Source organism: Cellulomonas sp. P5_E12, from assembly GCF_054049315.1.
On the sequence record NZ_JBFUMP010000013.1, the window covers coordinates 23,142 to 42,576 of the forward strand.

At 73.4% G+C, this 19,435-nt stretch carries 13 protein-coding genes; all 13 read left to right on the forward strand.

Annotated elements, in window-relative coordinates; all coding sequences use genetic code 11:
* Positions 1–45: 45 nt before the first annotated feature.
* The 13 genes from hrcA to ACXJKA_RS12255 all read left to right on the forward strand — a co-directional run bounded on the left by hrcA (position 46) and on the right by ACXJKA_RS12255 (position 19,424).
* Entirely contained in the window at positions 46–1,068 is a 1,023-nt protein-coding gene (gene hrcA, locus ACXJKA_RS12195) for a heat-inducible transcriptional repressor HrcA (protein WP_456825470.1), read from the forward strand.
* 82 nt (positions 1,069–1,150) lie between these two features.
* Complete coding sequence (gene dnaJ, locus ACXJKA_RS12200; RefSeq protein ID WP_456825471.1) at positions 1,151–2,278, forward strand: molecular chaperone DnaJ; 1,128 nt, start codon at positions 1,151–1,153, stop codon at positions 2,276–2,278.
* Between the two features lie 22 nt (positions 2,279–2,300).
* A complete protein-coding gene (locus tag ACXJKA_RS12205; protein ID WP_456825472.1) occupies positions 2,301–3,059 on the forward strand; it encodes a 16S rRNA (uracil(1498)-N(3))-methyltransferase in 759 nt (252 codons plus the stop codon).
* Between the two features lie 108 nt (positions 3,060–3,167).
* Positions 3,168–4,166, forward strand: a complete 999-nt coding sequence (locus ACXJKA_RS12210) for a PhoH family protein (RefSeq protein WP_456825473.1) — start codon at positions 3,168–3,170, stop codon at positions 4,164–4,166.
* Between the two features lie 7 nt (positions 4,167–4,173).
* Positions 4,174–4,626: an rRNA maturation RNase YbeY gene (ybeY, locus tag ACXJKA_RS12215; protein WP_456825474.1), complete on the forward strand. Its 453-nt coding sequence runs from the start codon at positions 4,174–4,176 to the stop codon at positions 4,624–4,626.
* Positions 4,623–5,930 (forward strand): hemolysin family protein, encoded by a 1,308-nt coding sequence (locus tag ACXJKA_RS12220; RefSeq protein ID WP_456825475.1) that lies wholly within the window; start codon positions 4,623–4,625, stop codon positions 5,928–5,930. Before ybeY ends, ACXJKA_RS12220 begins: the two co-directional genes overlap by 4 nt.
* Positions 5,927–6,853: a GTPase Era gene (gene era / locus ACXJKA_RS12225; RefSeq protein WP_456825476.1), complete on the forward strand. Its 927-nt coding sequence runs from the start codon at positions 5,927–5,929 to the stop codon at positions 6,851–6,853. The genes ACXJKA_RS12220 and era overlap by 4 nt, the downstream gene beginning before the upstream one ends.
* A gap of 2 nt (positions 6,854–6,855) precedes the next feature.
* Positions 6,856–8,445 (forward strand): alpha/beta hydrolase family protein, encoded by a 1,590-nt coding sequence (locus ACXJKA_RS12230; protein WP_456825477.1) that lies wholly within the window; start codon positions 6,856–6,858, stop codon positions 8,443–8,445.
* A gap of 103 nt (positions 8,446–8,548) precedes the next feature.
* Complete coding sequence (locus ACXJKA_RS12235; protein ID WP_456825478.1) at positions 8,549–9,430, forward strand: PP2C family protein-serine/threonine phosphatase; 882 nt, start codon at positions 8,549–8,551, stop codon at positions 9,428–9,430.
* Positions 9,427–10,761: an FHA domain-containing protein gene (locus ACXJKA_RS12240; protein ID WP_456825479.1), complete on the forward strand. Its 1,335-nt coding sequence runs from the start codon at positions 9,427–9,429 to the stop codon at positions 10,759–10,761. Before ACXJKA_RS12235 ends, ACXJKA_RS12240 begins: the two co-directional genes overlap by 4 nt.
* Positions 10,758–12,299, forward strand: coding sequence for a serine/threonine-protein kinase (locus tag ACXJKA_RS12245; protein WP_456825480.1), 1,542 nt, complete (start codon positions 10,758–10,760; stop codon positions 12,297–12,299). The genes ACXJKA_RS12240 and ACXJKA_RS12245 overlap by 4 nt, the downstream gene beginning before the upstream one ends.
* Positions 12,296–18,415 (forward strand): Ig-like domain-containing protein, encoded by a 6,120-nt coding sequence (locus ACXJKA_RS12250; protein ID WP_456825481.1) that lies wholly within the window; start codon positions 12,296–12,298, stop codon positions 18,413–18,415. Before ACXJKA_RS12245 ends, ACXJKA_RS12250 begins: the two co-directional genes overlap by 4 nt.
* A gap of 52 nt (positions 18,416–18,467) precedes the next feature.
* On the forward strand, positions 18,468–19,424 hold the full coding sequence (locus tag ACXJKA_RS12255; protein WP_456825482.1) for an AAA family ATPase: 957 nt from the start codon (positions 18,468–18,470) through the stop codon (positions 19,422–19,424).
* Positions 19,425–19,435 lie beyond the last annotated feature (11 nt).

The window sequence follows — 19,435 nt, forward strand, 5'->3', positions numbered from 1 at the left end:
TGCTACCCGCTGGGACCATGGCGGCGCGACGACGAAGGAGGCGACATGAGCGAGGACCGACGGCTGGACGTGCTGCGGGCGATCGTCGAGGACTACGTCGCCACCAAGGAGCCCGTGGGCTCGCGCGCGCTGGTGGAGCGGCACTCGCTCGGCGTCTCGCCGGCCACGATCCGCAATGACATGGCCGCGCTCGAGGAGGGCGGCTACATCGCCCAGCCGCACACGTCGGCGGGTCGTGTGCCGACGGACAAGGGGTACCGGCTCTTCGTCGACCGCCTCTCCACCGTCAAGCCGCTGTCGAGCCCCGAGCGGCGTGCCATCGGCGCGTTCCTCGAGAGCGCGCAGGACCTGGACGACGTCGTGGACCGGGCGGTGCGCCTGATCGCGCAGCTGACGCAGCAGGTCGCGGTCGTGCAGTACCCGTCGCTGCGGCGCTCGGCGCTGCGGCACGTCGAGCTCGTGCCCGTCGGGGCGCGCCACCTGCTGGTCGTGCTCATCACGGACACCGGGCGGGTCGAGCAGCGCACGTTGGAGCTCGCGTCCGACCTCGACGAGTCCGTGGTCGCGCGCCTGCGGTCCCGCCTGAACGTCAGCGCGGCCGGCCGGCGCCTGTCCGAGCTCCCGGTGGCGCTCGGCGAGCTCACGGACGCGTTCGCGCCCGCCGACCAGGCGCTCGTCGAGGCCGTCATCGCGGTGGTCGAGGAGACCCTGGCGCAGGAGAGCGAGGAGCGCGTCGTGCTCGCCGGCACCGCGAACCTCGCCCGCGTCGGCGGGACCGACGTCCGGTCGATCGGCCCGGTCCTGGAGGCGCTGGAGGAGCAGGTCGTGCTCCTGCGGCTGCTCTCCGAGATGGCCGAGGACTCGGCGACGGTGTCCGTGCGCATCGGCCGGGAGAACCAGCACGACGGGCTGTTCGAGACGAGCTTCGTGACCACCGGGTACGGCGACGAGGGTGGCGGCTCGGTGGCGCGGGTCGGCTCGATCGGCCCGCTGCGGATGGACTACCCCGGCACCATGTCGGCGGTCCGCGCCGTGGCGCGCTACCTGACCCGCATCCTCGCGCAATGACCGGCACCGTGACCCGCCCGAAGACCCGCCCGATGACCTGCACGCACCTGTCCACGACAGCTGGAAGTGAGCACCCCCTCTCGTGACCGACTACTACGAGGTCCTCGGCGTCCCGCGTGACGCCAGCCCCGAGCAGATCAAGAAGGCGTACCGCAAGCTCGCGCGCGAGCACCACCCCGACGTCGCGGGCGCGGACGCCGGCTCCGAGGACACGTTCAAGGACGTGTCGCGCGCGTACGACGTCCTCGGCAACCCGGAGAAGCGCCGCGCGTACGACCTCGGCGGCGACCCGTCCTCGCCCGGCGGCGGCATGGGCGGCGGGTTCGGCTTCCAGGACATCTTCGAGACGTTCTTCGGCGCCGCGACCGGCGCCGCGGCGCAGCGGGGACCGATCCCGCGCGCCCGGCGCGGGCAGGACGCGCTCGTGCGGCTCGACCTGGACCTCGCGGACGTCACGTTCGGCGTCCACAAGGACGTGCCGGTGGACACCGCGGTCGTCTGCCCGACGTGCAGCGGCTCGTGCTGTCGGCCCGGCACGTCGCCGCGCACCTGCGAGGTGTGCGGCGGTCGGGGCTCGGTCCAGCGTGTCGCGCGGTCCTTCCTCGGGCAGGTCATGACGACGCAGCCGTGCGCCGCGTGCCACGGCTTCGGCACCGTCATCCCCGAGCCGTGCACCGAGTGCTCGGGCGAGGGCCGCGTCCGGTCGCGCCGCACGCTCAGCGTGGACGTGCCCGCGGGCGTCGACACCGGTACGCGGATCAAGCTGACCGGCCAGGGTGAGGTCGGGCCCGCCGGCGGTCCCGCCGGTGACGTCTACCTCGAGGTGCGCGAGCGCAAGAACGACACGTTCGTGCGGCGCGGCGACGACCTGCACGCGACGCTCGAGGTCCCGATGACCGCGGCGGCCCTGGGCACGGTTCTCACGCTCGACACCCTGGACGGCGCGCGCGAGGTCGACCTGCGACCGGGCACGCAGCCCGCCCAGGTCGTCACGATCAAGGGCCTCGGCGTCGGACACCTCCACGCGGCCGGGCGCGGCGACCTGCACGTCCACGTCGAGGTGCAGGTGCCGACCGCGATGGACGACGAGCAGGCCGAGCTGCTGCGCCGGCTGGCGGCCCTGCGGGGCGAGGAGCGTCCGGAGGCACGGCTCGCCGCGTCGAACACCGGCGTCTTCGCCAAGCTGCGCGACAAGCTCTCGGGCCGCTGAGCATGACGGCGCCAACCGCGTCATGAGCGCGCCCGTCTTCCTGGCCGAGCCCGGATCGCTCGACGCCGTCGCCGACGGCGGCACGTACCTGCTGGGTGGCGCCGAGGGGCGCCACGCCGGGGTCGTGCAGCGCCGGGTCGCCGGTGAGCGGGTGGACGTCGTCGACGGCGCGGGCGTGCGCCTCGTCGGGATCGTCGGCTCCGTCACGCCCGACGGTGTGCTCGTGCAGGTCCAGCAGCGCGTGGTCGAGCCGGCGGCCGACGTCGCCCTCGTGCTCGTGCAGGCGCTGGCCAAGGGCGACCGCGACGAGATGGCGATCGAGGCGGCCACCGAGGTGGGCGTCGACGCGGTGGTGCCGTGGCAGGCCGAGCGCTCGATCGTCGTCTGGCGCGGCGACCGGGCCGCGAAGAGCCGGGCGCGCTGGCTGGGGACCGTGCGAGCGGCGGCGAAGCAGTCGCGGCGCGCCCGCGTACCCGACGTCGAGCTCGCGCTCGACGGCCGCGGCCTGGCCGAGCGGGTCCGCACGGTCGTCGCGGGGGGCGGGGTCGCGCTGGTGCTGCACGAGGACGCGACGGACGCCATCGCGTCGACGGCCCTGCCGGACGCCGGCGAGTGCCTCGTCGTGGTCGGCCCGGAGGGCGGGATCGGGGACAGCGAGCTCGGACGCCTCGTGGAGGCAGGGGCGCGGGCGGTCCGGCTCGGACCGCACGTGCTGCGGACGTCGACCGCGGGCCCGGTCGCCCTCGCTCTGCTGGCCGAGCGGCTGGGGCGCTGGGCCTGACCGCTCCGTCGGTGGCGCCTCGTAGACTGTCGACGTCTGCCTGGGACACCCGTGCCTGACCGGCACACCCACCACTCACCTAAGGAGCGCACGGCGCACGCCGAGCACATGGCCGAGTCCACATCCGCAGCGCGGTCCTCCGGGGCACCGGCGCGCGTCGAGCACCGCATCAGCGTGCCGTCCGACGTCTCGATGGTCGAGCTGCTCGGCCTGCGGGACGAGGTGCTCCGCACCATCGAGTCCGGGTTCACCGGCGTCGACATCCACGTCCGCGGCAACGAGGTGACCCTCGCCGGCCCGGTCGGCGACGTGGCCCTCGTGTCGCGGCTGATCGACGAGCTGGTCGAGATGGCGGCGGGAGGCACACCGCTGACCCCCGACGTGGTGACCCGGTCCGTCGCGATGCTCACGGCGGCCTCGGCCGCGCGCCCCGCGGACGTCCTCTCGTTCAACATCCTCACGGGCCGCGGCCGCACCATCCGCGCCAAGACGTCGGGCCAGAAGGACTACGTCGACGCGATCGACCGGCACACCGTGACGTTCGGCATCGGGCCCGCGGGCACGGGCAAGACGTATCTGGCCATGGCCAAGGCGGTGCAGGCGCTGCAGGACCGCAAGGTGCACCGCATCGTGCTCACGCGCCCCGCGGTCGAGGCGGGCGAGCGGCTCGGGTTCCTGCCCGGCAGCCTGTCGGACAAGATCGACCCCTACCTGCGGCCGCTGTACGACGCGCTGCACGACATGGTCGACGCCGAGTCGATCCCGCGGCTCATGGAGGCGGGCACCATCGAGGTGGCGCCGCTGGCGTACATGCGTGGGCGCACGCTGAACGACGCGTTCATCATCCTCGACGAGGCCCAGAACACGTCGGTCGAGCAGATGAAGATGTTCCTCACCCGGCTCGGCTTCGGGTCGAAGGTCGTGGTCACCGGCGACATCACGCAGGTGGACCTGCCCGCGGCGCAGACGTCGGGCCTGCGCGTGGTCGAGCAGATCCTCACGGGCGTCGACGACGTCGCGTTCTGCCGCCTGACGTCGTCGGACGTGGTCCGGCACCGCTTGGTCAGCGAGATCATCGACGCGTACGCGCGCTGGGACAGGAGCTGAGGCGGCCATGAGCGTCGAGGTCAACAACGAGTCCGGTTACGACGCCGACGAGGCGGAGTTCGCCGCGCTTGCCCGCTACGTGCTGGACGAGATGCACGTGCACCCGCAGACGGACGTGTCGATCCTGCTGGTGGGCACCGACGTGATGACGGACCTGCACGTGAAGTGGATGGACGAGCCCGGCCCCACCGACGTGCTGTCGTTCCCCATGGACGAGCTGCGGCCGGGCCGGGAGGGCGACCCCACGCCTGCCGGCCTGCTGGGCGACGTCGTCCTGTGCCCGGAGGTCGCGGCGCAGCAGGCGCGCACGGCGGGCCACTCGACCGCGGAGGAGCTGCTGCTCCTCACCACGCACGGGATCCTGCACCTGCTCGGCTACGACCACGCAGAGCCGGAGGAGGAGAAGGAGATGTTCGCCCTCCAGCGTCGGCTGCTGCTGACGTTCCTGGCGTCGCGATGACGGACATCCCCGTCGCGCTGCTCGTCGTCGTCGCCGTCCTGGGCATCGCCACCGCTGCGGCCCTGTCCGCCGGCGAGGTGGCCGTCGTGCGCATCTCGCGATCCGCGGTGGCCGAGCTGCTCGCCGAGCGTGACCCGGCGGCCGGACGCGTCCGCGCCCTCACCGAGCACCCCGCGCGGGTGGCCTCGGCGGCGGCGTTCGTGCGGCTGCTCGCCGAGATGACGGCGACGGTGTGCATCACGGTGACCGTCGCGTCGACAGGTCTGGTGTGGTGGGCCGTCCTGCTGGTCGCGCTCGCCATCTGCGGGCTCGTCGCGTTCCTGCTGGTGCGCGCGAGCCCGCGCACCATCGGCCGGAAGCACCCCCTCGCGACCGTCACCCGGCTCTCGCGCGTGCTCGTGGCGGTGACCGCGGTCGCCGGCGGGCTCGGCGCCGTCGGTCGGCCCGGGGCGGGGTCGGCGGCCGAGGACGAGGACGAGCTGCGGGAGATGGTCCAGCGCGTGAGCGAGTCGGACGTGATCGAGGACGAGGAGCGTGAGATGTTCCGCTCCGTGCTCGAGCTCGGCGACACCCTGACCCGCGAGGTCATGGTCCCGCGCACCGACATGGTGACGGCGCGGGCGGACACGACCTTGCGCAAGGCGCTCGCGCTGCTGCTGCGGTCGGGGTACTCGCGGGTCCCGCTCGTCGGCGAGTCCGTGGACGACCTGCGCGGCGTGCTCTACCTCAAGGACGTCGTCGGGCGGCTGCCGATCGCTCCGGCCGGGCGCTCAGACCGCCGGGAGCAGGAGGCGATGCTCGACGCGCCGGCCTCCTCGCTGGCGCGGCCGGCGGTGTTCGTGCCGGAGTCGAAGCCCGTGGACGACCTGCTGCGCGAGCTGCAGGACGGCACGTCGCACATGGCCATCGTGGTCGACGAGTACGGCGGCATCGCCGGGCTGGTCACCATCGAGGACGCGCTCGAGGAGATCGTCGGCGAGCTGACCGACGAGCACGACCCCACCGCGCCCGTGGTCGAGGACCTCGGGGACGGGGTGTTCCGGGTGCCCGCGCGCCTCGGCCGCGACGAGCTCGGCGAGCTGTTCGACCTCGAGGTGGACGACGAGGACGTCGACACCGCGGGCGGGCTGCTGGCCAAGGCGCTCGGCAAGGTGCCGCTGCCCGGCTCCGCCGGCGACATCCACGGGCTGCACCTCGTGGCCGAACGCGTCGAGGGTCGTCGCCGGCGCCTCGCCACCGTCCTGGTCAGCGTGGTCGACGCCGACACCCCCGTCCCCACCGAGAACCACGGAGCTACCCGATGACCACCTTCCCCACGTTCCGGTCCGGGTTCGCCTGCTTCGTCGGGCGGCCCAACGCCGGCAAGTCGACGCTGACCAACGCGCTCGTCGGCCAGAAGGTCGCCATCACGTCGGGGCGCCCGCAGACGACGCGGCACACCGTCCGCGGGATCGTGCACCGGCAGGACGCGCAGCTGATCCTCGTCGACACCCCCGGGCTGCACCGGCCGCGCACGCTGCTGGGCGAGCGGCTCAACGCGCTGGTCAAGGACACGCTCACCGAGGTCGACGTGGTCGGGTTCTGCCTCCCGGCCGACCAGCGGGTGGGCCCGGGCGACCGGTTCATCGCCGAGCAGATGACGGAGCTGGCGCGCGACGGCCGCGGAACGCCCGTGGTCGCGGTGGTCACCAAGGCCGACCTCGTGGGCAAGGGGAAGCTCGCCGAGCACCTCATGGCCGTGCAGGCGCTGGGGGAGTGGGCCGACATCGTGCCCGTCTCCGCGACCTCCGGCTACAACGTCGACGTGCTGGAGAACGTGCTGATCGGCCACCTGCCCGAGGGGACGCCGCTGTACGCGGAGGGCGAGCTCACCGACGAGCCCGAGGCCGTGATGGTCGCCGAGCTGGTCCGCGAGGCGGCCCTCGAGGGCGTCCGCGACGAGCTGCCGCACTCGCTCGCTGTGGTCGTCGACGAGATCATGGCACGCGACGAGCCGGCGGCGAACGGCGTGCCGATGCTCGACGTGCGCGTCCACCTGTTCGTCGAGCGGGACAGCCAGAAGGCCATCATCATCGGCAAGGGCGGCGCCCGGCTGCGCGACGTCGGCAGCCAGGCCCGGCGCGGCATCGAGGCCCTGCTCGGGGCGCGCGTGTACCTCGACCTGCACGTCAAGGTGGCCAAGGACTGGCAGCGCGACCCCAAGCAGCTCGGAAAGCTGGGCTTCTGAGCATGCTGAGGAAGGGTGAGCGCGCGGGGACGCGCGCGGAGACGGACGTGGACCGGCACGTCGGGGGGTGGTACCGCGTCGCGGCGAGCACCGCGCTGGGTGTGGTGCTGCTCGCCGTGCTCGGGGCGGTCATGGGCCCGCAGTGGGACCCGGTCCCGCTCGCCGACCCGCTGACCGTGGAGACGACGTCGACCGCGATCGGGTCGGCCGCGCCGGTGCCGAGGTACCAGGTCCGCACGTCGGTGGTCACCGTGCAGCTCGACGGGACCACGGTCGACGCCCAGATCAGCGAGCCGGTCGGCGCGGAGGGTCCGCTGCCCGGTGTGGTGTTCGTGCACGGCGCCGGGACCGGCCGGTACGACACCGCGTTCCTCCAGCAGGCCCACGAGCTCGCCGCGTCGGGCATCGTCGCGATGGTGCCCAACAAGCGGCTGGACACCTACACGACCCGGCACCGCGACTACCCGCTGATGGCGGCGGACTACGACGCGTCGGTCGCGCTGCTCCAGTCCCGCGAGGGGGTCGACCCGGACCGCGTCGGGATCTACGCCGAGAGCGAGGGCGGGTGGATCGCGCCGGTCATGGCCGCGCAGGACCCGTCGATCGCCTTCGTGGTCCTGGTGTCCTCGCCGGTGGTGCCGCCGCGGGAGCAGGCCGCGTTCGCGGTCGACTCCTACCTGCGGAACACCGGCGTGCCCCACGGGGTGTTCCGGGCCATCCCGCGGGCCGTCGGCATGTCGCTGCCCGGCGGCGGGTTCGAGTACGCCGACTTCGACGTGACGCCGTACCAGCGGCAGATGAGTCAGCCGGTCTTCGTCGTGTACGGCACGGGCGACGCCTCGATGCCGACGATCCAGGGCGCCGAGCAGGTGCTGCGGGACACCGCGATCGCGGGCAACGGCGACGTGACGGTGCGGTACTACGAGGGCGCCAACCACGGCATCCGCGTGGACGGCGAGGTCGACGCCGACTTCCTGCGCGACCTGTCGGGATGGGTGCTGGGGCAGCCGGCGACCGCCGACGCGTCGCCGCGGATCGCCGGCGCCCAACCGGTGCAGACGTACGTCGCCGCTCGCGTCCCGGAGCCCCGGTGGTTCGGCGACGGAGACCTGGTCGTCGCCCTCGCGGTGGCCGCCGTGGCCCTCATCCTGCTGGGCCCCCTGGCGGTGCTCGTCGCGCGTGGCGTGGAGGAGACGACAGACCGGGTCCGGCGCCGGGGCGGGGCGGCCGTGACCGTACCGGGTCCCCGGTTCGCACGAGGGGTGCTGCCGCTGCTCGTCGCGCTCGGGCTGGGCGCGCTCCTCACGGTGGTGGCGCTGGTCTGGTACATCGTCTCGGTGGCGCGGCTGGCGCTCGACTACCAGCGGAACGACGTCGTGGTGCAGGGCGGCTGGGTCGCGGTGCGGGTGCTCGGCATCGCGGTCGTCGTCGTCGGGGTCCTCCTGCTGCGCCGCTGCCGCCGCGTGCGCCTCGCCGGCGGGCACCCCGCGCCCGGCATCGTGCGGACCTCCGTCCTGTGGGCGGGGGTCGTCGGCTCGGTCATCCTGCTGATCGTCCTCGCCTATTGGGGAGTCTTCCAGCTCGGGATCTGATCACGGGTCGGTCCGGTTGTGTACGCAGCGCTCACGTAAGGCACGATGTGCGCCGATGATCTGAACGAGGCACCCGCCGGGGCCACAAGGACGAGGGGGTCGCGTGCGTACGTCGTGGGGGTCGGCGACCGATCGCGGCCTGGTCCGTGAGGTCAACGAGGACGCCCTGCTGGCGTACCCGCCCGTGTTCCTCGTCGCGGACGGCATGGGCGGCCACGACGCGGGCGACCTGGCCAGCAGGATCGCCGTCGAGGAGTTCGCCCAGCTCGCGGGGCAGGCGGCGGCGACCGCCGACGACGTGCACGCGTGCTTCGACCGCACCGCCGCGCGCATCCGCACCGAGTTCACCGGCGGACGCCAGGGCGGCACCACCGTCGCCGGGGTGGCCGTCACCGAGCACGACGGTGGCTCCTACTGGCTCGTCTTCAACGTCGGGGACTCGCGCGTCTACCTGTGGTCGGGCGACGAGCTCGAGCAGGTCAGCGTCGACCACTCGGTGGTCCAGGAGCTCCTGGACCTGGGGGAGATCGACCGAGGCGAGGCGGCGACGCACCCCGACCGGCACGTCCTCACGCGGGCCCTGGGCACCGGCGACCCGCCCGAGCCGGAGTACTGGCTGCTGCCCGCCGGCCTGCACGACCGCCTCCTGATCTGCACCGACGGCCTGACGCGCGAGCTCGACGACGACGTGCTCGCGCGCGTGCTGGCCGGCACGGCCGACCCGCAGGACGCCGCGGCCGAGCTGGTCCGGCTGGCGCTCGACCACGGCGCCCGGGACAACGTGAGCGCCGTGGTCGTCGACGTCGCCACCGCATCGGGCGCGCACGACGACGTGCACATCACCGTCCCGCGCAGCGGCGCGGAGCTCGGTCCGCACCTGTGGGACGAGATGCTCAACGGCGCGACGGTCCCGCGCCGGTCGCTGACCACGACCGACCCCGGCGCCCGCGGCGCGAGCACACCGAACGAGGAGATGCCGTCATGAGCGTGCCCGAGTACTCCGCCGGCGGCTGGACCGCCGTGGTCCGTCCCGGCTTCGTGGCGCTGCTGGGGCCGACGACGGCCGCCTCGACGGTCCGCTCGCTCTGGCAGGACACCGGCGAGGGTGTCTTCTCCGCGCTCGCCCTCCTGGCCCGCGACGGGTTCGGTGGCCTTCCGCCGTTCGCCGTGGTGTCCGTCGACGGCCAGCGCGTCCACGCCGCTCTGCGCGGCGACGTCGAGGTCGTGGTCGAGGTGGGCGGCCGCCGGGACGTCTGGCGTTCCGGCGAGGTCAGCACGTGGACCGAGCGCGTGCTCGACGGCGTGTCCGACGTCGCCGTGCAGGTGGACGGGCCGGGGAGCAGCTCGGCGAGCCTTCCCCTGGCCGACGGCGTCGTGCAGGCGTCGCGCGTGAGCGTGTCCCTGACCGCGCGCGAGGACGTCCCCGTGCCGCCGGCAGCCGCCGAGGCCGGGCCGGCGCTCGTCGACGAGGAGCAGGTCGAGGCCGGTTCGGACGAGCCTGCGGGGAGTGCCGACGAGCAGTCGGTCGAGCAGGTGTCCGAAGTCGTCGACGTCGCGGAGCAGAGTGTCGACGACGAGGCACCGGACGAGTCCGTCGGCCAGCAGCCGGACGCGGAGGTCGCCGACGACGTCGTCTGGGACGAGCCGACGACCGTCGTGCTCGTGCCGGTCGAGGAGCACCCGTCGCAGGACGCTCCGGACGAGATCGACGTCCTCGACGAGAACACCGACCCGACGAGCGTGATCGCCGCCGCGGAGTCGTTCCTCGCGTGGCCCTCGGCAGAGGAGTCTCCCGCGGACGTCGCCGAGGCGCCGGCGGCACCCGGTGCGCCCGTCCCGGTCGCCGGCGCGTCGCTGGACGACCACGACGGCCTGACGATCCTGTCGACGGACCTGGCGGAGATCCGCGAGCAGCTCCCGTCGTGGGCGTCCGACGAGGTTCCCGGGCCGTTCCGGGTGCCTGCGCCGGTGCAGACGGCGGCCCGTCTGGTGCTCTCGACCGGCCTCGTCGTGCCGCTCGACCGCGCGGTGCTGCTGGGTCGCGCGCCGCAGGTCGCGCGGGTCACCAACCGTGAGCTGCCGCGCCTGATCACCGTGCCGAGCCCGCAGCAGGACATCTCGCGCACGCACGCCGAGGTCCGGGTCGAGGGGGACCACGTGGTGGTCACCGACCTCGACTCGACGAACGGCGTCCACGTGGCGCGTCCCGGGGAGGGCGCGCGACGCCTGCACCCCGGTGAGCCCAGCGTCGTGGGTCTCGACGAGATCGTCGACCTGGGCGACGGCGTGACGTTCTCGGTGGAGCGGGGTTCGTGACCGCACGCCGCGAAGCATCGACCCCGCCTCGCCTGCCGGGCTACGAGCACCTCCGGGTGCTCGGCCTCGGCGGCTTCGCGGACGTCTTCCTGTACCAGCAGGAGCTCCCGCGGCGCGAGGTGGCGGTCAAGGTCCTGCTGGCCGGGAGCCTGGACGACGAGGTGCGGTCGCGGTTCCAGCAGGAGGCCAACCTCATGGCCCAGCTGTCGCACCACCCCTCGATCGTGACGATCTACCACGCGGCGATCGCTGCCGACGGGCGCCCGTTCCTCGTCATGGAGTACTGCTCGCGGCCGGGCCTGGCCGAGCGGTACCGGCAGGAGCGGATCTCCGTCGCCGAGGCGCTGCGCATCGGCGTCCGCCTCGCGTCGGCGGTCGAGACCGCGCACCGGGCCGGCATCCTGCACCGCGACATCAAGCCCGCGAACGTGCTCACCACCGACTTCGGGTGGCCCGCGCTGACCGACTTCGGCATCGCCGCGACGACCGGGCACGGTGCGGGCGCCACCGTCGGCATGTCGATCCCGTGGTCGCCGCCCGAGCTCCTCGGAGAGCACCCGACCGGTGACGAGCGCTCGGACGTGTACTCGCTCGCCGCGACGATCTACTCCCTGCTCGCGGGGCGCACCCCGTTCGAGGTGCCCGGCGGCGAGAACACCGCGCAGCAGCTGGTCGCGCGCATCGAGCGGTCCCCGCTGCCGCCGACGGGCCGCGACGACGTGCCGTGGGGGCTGCAGGACCTGCTCGAGCGCGCCATGGCCAAGCACCCGGCGCGCCGGTTCGAGTCCGCCGCTGCCGTGGCGCGCGCCCTCCAGCAGGTCGAGGCCGACCTCCGCCTCCCGATCACCCCGCTGGACCTCACGGACGAGCCCGACGGCGTCCCCGCGCTCGAGGTGCCGCCGCAGGCACCGACCGGGCAGGAGGACGCCACCCGGCTCCGCTCCATCGTCACCGTCGCGCCCGAGGCTGCCGAGCCCGCACCCGGCGGCGACGAGCCGACGCGGCTGCGGGGCGTTACCACGGTCGCGCCGGCGATGTCCGCCCGCCCGGGTCCCGTCTTCGTCGCGCCCGACGAGGTCGCCGAGGCCGAGCCCGAGGCGCAGCAGCGGAGGCGCGGCAGGCTCGTCGCGGGCATCGTGTCGGGCCTCGTGGTGCTGGGCGCGGTCATCACCATCGGTGCCGTCACGCTCGGCCGCGACGACTCGCCCGACGTCGCACCGACGTCCACCTCGGACTTCAGCCAGGCGCCCGTGTCCACCAGCATCGGTGAGGCGGTCCCGTCGCCGCACTCGCTGCTCGGGACGCGGCAGGCGGACGGCTCGGTCGTGTTCACCTGGGAGAACCCCGACCCGGAGCAGGGCGACCAATACCTCTGGGGGGTGCGCCAGGCCACCGGCGAGCCGCAGCTGACCCTCGTCGCTCAGCCCACGGCGACGGTCCCCGCGGCCGACGCCACGGGCGAGGTCTGCATCGAGGTGTCTATCGTGCGCGCCGACCGTCGCGCGTCGACCACGCCCCTCGAGGGGTGCGCGTCATGAGGGTGCGCTCGCGCGTCACGACGGCCGCAGCGGTCGTCACCGTCCCGGTGCTCGTGCTCGTCCTCGCGCTGCTCAACCAGGGCTTCCCGCTGGCGCGCCTCGACCTCAACGACGGCGCCGTCTGGCTGACGGCGACCAGCCAGTCGCAGCTCGGGCGGTTCAACGCGCAGGTCGAGGAGCTCAACGGCGGGCTCGTCGCGCAGGGAAAGTCGTTCGACGTGCTCCAGGACGCCGGCGACGTGCTGCTGGCCGAGTCCGGCAACCTCTCAGTCGTCGACCCGGCCACCGTCGCGACCACCACGCAGGTCGCGGCACCCGGCACGACACCGTCGATGGCCGCGGGCACGGTCGCGCTGTACGACGGGGACGGCAACGTCTGGGTGCGCACCATCGACGACCTGGACTCGCTCCGCACCGAGACGGACACGCCGGAGATCGAGCTGGGCGACGGCGGCCGCGCCGTGGTCGCCCGGAGCGGGACGGCCTTCGGCGTCGCGCCCCAGGGCGGCGCCGTCACGCGCGTCGAGATGGGGTCCGGGTCGCCGCAGGTGAGCGAGTCCGGGTCCGTCGGCGACGGTGCTGTCGACCAGATCACCGCGGTCGGCGACGAGCCCGTCACGCTCTCGGGCAGCACGGTCCGCACGCTGCACGGCTCTGTCGAGGTGAAGGGCGAGGACCTCACGCTCCAGCAGCCTGGGCCCGCGTCGTCGCGAGTCCTCGTCTCGAGCCGCGACGCCCTGCTCGAGGTGCCGCTCGACGGCGGCCGGGTGGTCGAGCACAAGACCACCGGGTCCGGGAAGCCGGCGCAGCCGGTCCAGGTCGGGTCCTGCGCGCACGCCGCGTGGGCGTCACCGATCGGGTCGTACATCCAGCTGTGCGACGGCGCGAAGGCCGACGTCCGCGACCTCGAGGACATGTCCAGCGCCGACGTGCTGACCTTCCGGGTCAACCGGCAGATGGTCGTCCTCAACGACACGTTGCGCGGACGGCTGTGGCTGCCGCTCGAGGACACGAAGCTGCGGGTGCCCAACTGGACGGACGTCGTCCCGGAGGAGCAGCCCGACGAGGCGCAGGAGGAGACCGAGACCTCGGACACGACCCAGGACCTCGTCACCGAGTGCTCGGCCGAGTCGGCGTCGCCCACGGCGGCGGACGACGAGTTCGGCGTGCGGCCCGGTCGCACGACCATCCTGCCGGTCATCGACAACGACTCCTCGTCCGACTGCGGCATCCTCGCGATCTCGCAGTTCGAGCAGCTGCCCGAGCAGTTCGGCCGGGTCGAGGCGATCTACGGCGGCCGCGCGCTGCAGGTCTCCGTCGCCGCCGGTGCGACGGGCAGCGGTGAGTTCACGTACACGATCACGGACGGCCGCGGTACGTCGGCGCCGCCGACGGCGCACGTGCGCCTGACGGTCCGGGGCATCGGCGAGGACGAACCACCTCGCCAGGTGCGTACCGGCTCGATGCGCGTCGAGCAGGGTGGCCAGTCCGACCACCAGGTGCTGGCCGACTTCGTCGACCCGGACGGCGACGACCTCCTGCTCGTCGGCGCCACGGCCGACCCGGCCGCGGGGTCCGTGCGGTTCCGCCAGGACGGCACGCTGACGTTCAACGCCGACGGGGCGTCACTGGGCCGGACCCAGGTGACCGTCGAGGTCTCGGACGGGACCACGACCACCGAGGGGACACTCGACGTCGACGTGCGGCCGGCCGGCTCGCTCGCGCCGCAGATCGACCCGGTCTTCGCCGTCACCTACGTCGGCCAGGCCGTCACGCTCAACCCGCTCACGGCCGTGCGCAGCTCCTCCAGCGAGCCACCGCGCCTCGCCGGGGTCGACGAGGTGGTGGGCGCCACGATCACGAGCGACCTGCAGGGCGGCACCTTCACGTTCAGCGCCGCTCGTGCGGGCACCTACTACGTCCCGTTCCTCGTCGCCGCGCCGCCGCAGCAGGCGACGGGTCTCGCGCGCGTCGACGTGCTCGAGTGGCCCGACACCCCCGTGCCCCCGGTCGCCGTGCGGGACAAGGCCTACCTCCCGCCGGGCGGCGAGGTCACGATCGACCCGCTCGAGAACGACTCGGACGCGGAGGGCAAGGTCCTCGTCCTGCAGTCCGTCGAGGTCCCCGAGGGCACCGGGCTCAAGGTGGCGGTGCTCGACCACCACCTGGTGCAGATCCGCTCCGAGCGCACGCTCGACGGCCCCGTCGCCCTGAGCTACACGGTGTCCAACGGGCAGGCGTCGGCGGTCGGCGAGATCGTCGTGCAGCCCGTGCCGCCGTCGGCGACGTCCCAGCCGCCCGTCGTGGAGAACGTCGAGGTGAGCGTGCGCACCGGCGGCGTCGTCACGATCCCCGTGCTGGACACCGCGTACGACCCCGACGGCGACCGCCTGACCCTGGTGGCGGAGCTCGCCGAGCCGCTGGGCGACGGGGAGGGCCTGCTGTTCGTCTCGGGCGACGTGCTGCGCTACCAGGCTCCCGACGACGCGATCACGGCACACGCGACGTTCGCCGTCCAGGACGCGACCGGCAACGTCACGGCGGCGACCGTCACGGTGCGCGTGCACGCCTCCGACGCGAGCACCAAGGCGCCCCCGCGGCCGAAGAACCTCCTCGCGCGCGTCTACGAGGGCGACACCGTGCGGATCCCCGTCCCGCTGGTGGGCATCGACCCCGACGGCGACGGCGTGACCTTGCTCGGGCAGGCCTCGGCCCCGGCGCACGGCCGGGTGACCGCCACCGGTCCGGACTGGATCGAGTACCAGGCGCTGCCCGGCGAGCTCGGCACGGACACCTTCACCTACGCCGTCGAGGACTGGGTGGGTCAGCGTGCGGTCGCCGAGATCCGGGTCGGCATCGGCCCGCGACCGACCGGCGCTGCCCCCGTGGTCGCCCGCGACGACGAGGTCACCGTCAAGCCCGGCCAGCGGGTCGAGGTCCGGGTGCTGGCCAACGACATCGACTCGAGCGGCGGCGAGCTCACCCTCGCCCCGGAGCTCGACATGCCCGACGGCACGGATGCCAAGGTGGACGGCCGGCGCATCGTCGTGCACGCACCCGACCAGCCCGGGGTCCTCCAGATCGCCTACACCGTCTCGAACGACCGCGGCGGCCACGACACCGGGGTCCTCACGGTGACGGTCGCCGACGACGCACCCGTGCTCGCCCCGATCGCCCGCGACGTCGTCGTGCCGGCGATCGACACCATCGGCCGGACCGAGGTCTCGGTCGACGTGCTGGCTGTCGCGCAGAACCCGAGCGGGCCGCTCAGCGACCTCAGCGTCTCGGTGCCCGCCGCCCTCGCGGAGGTCGCGCGGGTGGACTCGTCCGGCAAGGTGGTGGTCACGCTCGTCGACCACGCGCAGACGCTGGCCTACCAGCTCAGCAACCGGACGTCGACGGACGGTACGGCGACCGCGTACGCGTTCATCACGGTCCCCGCGCTGGGCTTCTTCCGCCCCATCCCGCGCCCGAAGGCGCCGGAGCTGCGCGTGGCCTCGGGGGAGCAGCTCGTCATCCCCCTGTCGGAGCAGGTGCAGGTCGCGCCCGGACGCACAGCGTCGGTCGCGGACCCGCTCGGCGTGACGGCGACGAAGTCGGACGGCACCGACCCCGTCAAGGACAAGGAGACCCTGCAGTTCCGCTCGGAGGCCGGCTATGCCGGGCCCGCCTCGATCACCGTGCCGGTGACCGACGCCTCCAGTGCGGGGGACACGTCGGCGCGCACCTCGCTGATCACCCTGCAGATCACGGTGTTCGCGGTCGACGACCACCCGCCGACGTTCACGCCGTCGGTGATCGACGTCGCGCCTGGCGAGGACCCGATCCCCGTCGACCTGCGGTCGTTCACCACCGGCCCCGAGGGCGCGACGCCCGCGGAGGACCGCTACAGCTACCAGCTCACGGCCGCCGTGCCCGCCGGGTTCACGGGCGGCATCGACGACGACGGCTTCCTGCGGATCGCGGCCGACGAGACCACGCCCAAGGGCCGCACCGACAAGCTCGAGCTGCGGATCGGGTACGGGCGCACGGGCTCGCTCCCCGCGACCATCGACCTGCGCGTCATCGCGAGCACCCGCCGCACGGCCGTCGTCAACGACCGGGTGATCGAGAACGGCGTCGAGGGCCAGCAGACCACGGTGAGCGTGCTGGACGACGCCTTCAACCCGTTCCCCGACTCGCCGCTGACGGTCGTCGGGGCGACGGTCGAGACGCCGGGCGCGGGCACCGCGAGCGCGACCACCAGCACGGTGAGCGTTCGCCCCGCCGCCGGGTTCATCGGCCAGATGGTCACCCGGTTCCGCGTCCGCGACGTGACGGGCGACCCGGACCGCGAGGTCGAGGGCCGCATCACCGTCACGGTCCGCGGCAAGCCCGCCACGCCCACCGCCCCGCGCATCGGCGAGGTCCGGGACCGGACGGTCGTCCTGTCGTGGGACGCGCCCGACAACCGCGGGGCGCCCATCACGGGCTACCGCGTCGTCGCGAACCCGGGCAACATCGTGCGCTCGTGCGCCAGCACCACCTGCACGATCGACAACCTGACCAACGACACCGAGTACACGTTCACGGTCGCGGCACAGAACGACGTCGACTGGTCGGAGCAGAGCCCGCCGTCGGCGACCGCACGCCCCGACGCGGTGCCGAACCAGCCGTCGCCGCCTGTGCTCGCCTTCGGCGACGGCAGCGTGCGCGCGACCTGGGACCCGCCGGTGTCCAGCGGCTCACCGGTGACCAGCTACACGCTCGAGATCTCGCCGGCGCCCGTGACCGGGCCGGCGTCCGTCACGTCGACGACCACCAGCTACACGTTCCCCGGCCTGAAGAACGGGACCGCGTACACGGTGCGCGTGCGGGCGCAGAACCGGGCGCCGGAGCCGAGCGCGTGGTCGGACTCGTCGCAGCCCGAGGTGCCGGCCGGCGTCCCGGCCGCGCCGACCGACCTCGTGGCCCAGCGGGTCAACACGCCGCTCGGTGGGCAGATCAACGTCAGCTGGGCCGAGCCCAACGGCAACGGTGACCGCGTCGCCGGCTACGAGCTCGTGATCTCCAACGGGCCGAACGGCCGGACGGTGGCGCTGGACGCCGCGTCCACCGGCTACGCGTTCACCGACGCCGCGAACGGCCCGGCGTACCGGTTCCAGGTCCGGGCGAGGAACAAGGCCCCCGGGTGGTCCGCGCCGACGGTCACGGAGGCGTCGACGTACGGGCTGCCGAGCGCGCCGACCTCCGTGAGCGCCAGTGCAGACGCCGGTCAGGGCCGCATCCAGGTGCGCTGGTCCGGCGCCGACGGCAACGGCACGTCGATCCGCTCGTACGTGGTCAAGCTTCCCGACGGATCCGAGCGGGACGTCGGCGGTTCGACGTCGTTCACCGACACCAACCTGCGCGGCGGGAGCACGTACGCGTACCAGGTCCGCACGGTCAACGACGCGGGATCGAGCGAGTGGAGCGCGGTGGCCTCGGCGGTCGCGACGACGCCGCCGGACGCGCCGCCCGTCTCGCTCGCCGTGACGGCGAACGGCAACGGCGGTCGGCCCACGCAGATCACGATCACCCGAGGCAACGTGGGCAACGACGGCGGCGGGCAGAACCTGCAGTACACCTGGGAGCTCAGGAGCGACCGCCACGGACCCGTGTCCGGGTCGTTCTCCGGCACGACCGCGGTCGTCGACGTCACCGGCTGGGACTGGCAGTTCCGGGGAACTCAGGCAACCGCCACCGTGACAGCGAGCACGAGCGTCGGATCGACGTCGAACGCCGCGTCGATCGACGTCGTGTGGGGCCAGCCGCCGAGTGCGGTCCAGGGCCTCGCCGTCGTGCCGGACAGCGCGACTGTGCCGAAGAGACTCACCGTCACCTGGGACGCGCCCGCGGACGACGGCGGCATCGGCATCGACAAGTACTCCGTGTGCTGGAAGGTGAACGGCCAGGACTCCGGGTGTGAGGACACCCGCGGAACGTCGGTGGAGCGGCGTCTGAGCGACTGGCTCAACCCACCGGTTCCCGGCGACAAGGTGACCGCCACCGTCTCCGCGAGCAACGGGCGCGGCTCGGGCCCGAGCGACTCGGTCGACTTCGTCTACCCCGCTCCGGCGCCACCACCCACACCGTGACCAACCCACGACACCACCACCACCTGACCGACCTCCCGAGGAGCACCACCACATGACCCCCGAGCAGAGCATCTGGTTCGCCGAGACCTTCGACGCGCTGGTCGCCAACGTCGGTCTCGCGCTCCTCGGCAAGGAGCAGTCCGTGCGTCTCGCACTCACGGCGATGGTCGCGGAGGGCCACCTCCTGCTCGAGGACGCGCCCGGCACCGGCAAGACGTCGCTGGCCAAGGCGCTCGCCGCCACGGTTCAGGGCAGCCACCACCGGATCCAGTTCACGCCCGACCTGCTGCCGTCCGACGTGACGGGCGTGACCATCTACGACCAGAGCACGCACCGCTTCGAGTTCCACCCGGGGCCGATCTTCGCGTCCGTGGTGCTCGCCGACGAGATCAACCGCGCCTCGCCGAAGACGCAGGCCGCGCTCCTCGAGGTCATGGAGGAGGGCAACATCACGGTGGACGGCGTGACGCACCCCGTGGGTCGCCCGTTCATGGTGATCGCGACGCAGAACCCGATCGAGCAGGCCGGCACCTACCGGCTGCCCGAGGCGCAGCTGGACCGCTTCCTCATCAAGACGTCGCTGGGCTATCCCGACCGCGCCTCGACCATCGAGATCCTCGCGGGTGCGAAGGACCGGACCACGGTTCTGACGCCCCGCATCACCACGCAGGCGGTCGGCACGATGGCGGACCTGGCGCAGACCGTGCACATCGACGAGGTCGTGCTCGACTACGTGGCTCGGCTGACGGAGGCCACGCGCGACGACGCCCAGACGGCGATCGGCGCGAGCGTCCGCGGCGGGCTCGCGCTCGTCCGCACGGCCAAGGTGTGGGCGGCCGCGTCGGGCCGCGAGTACGTCATCCCGGACGACGTCAAGGAGCTGGCCCAGCCGGTGCTCGCGCACCGCCTGATCCTGGACACGGAGGCCGAGTTCGCCGGGGTCACGGCGGTCGACGTGCTCGCGCGCATCCTCGAGCAGACGGCGCCGCCGGCGCTGCGGGCGGCCTGATCGTGGGTCTT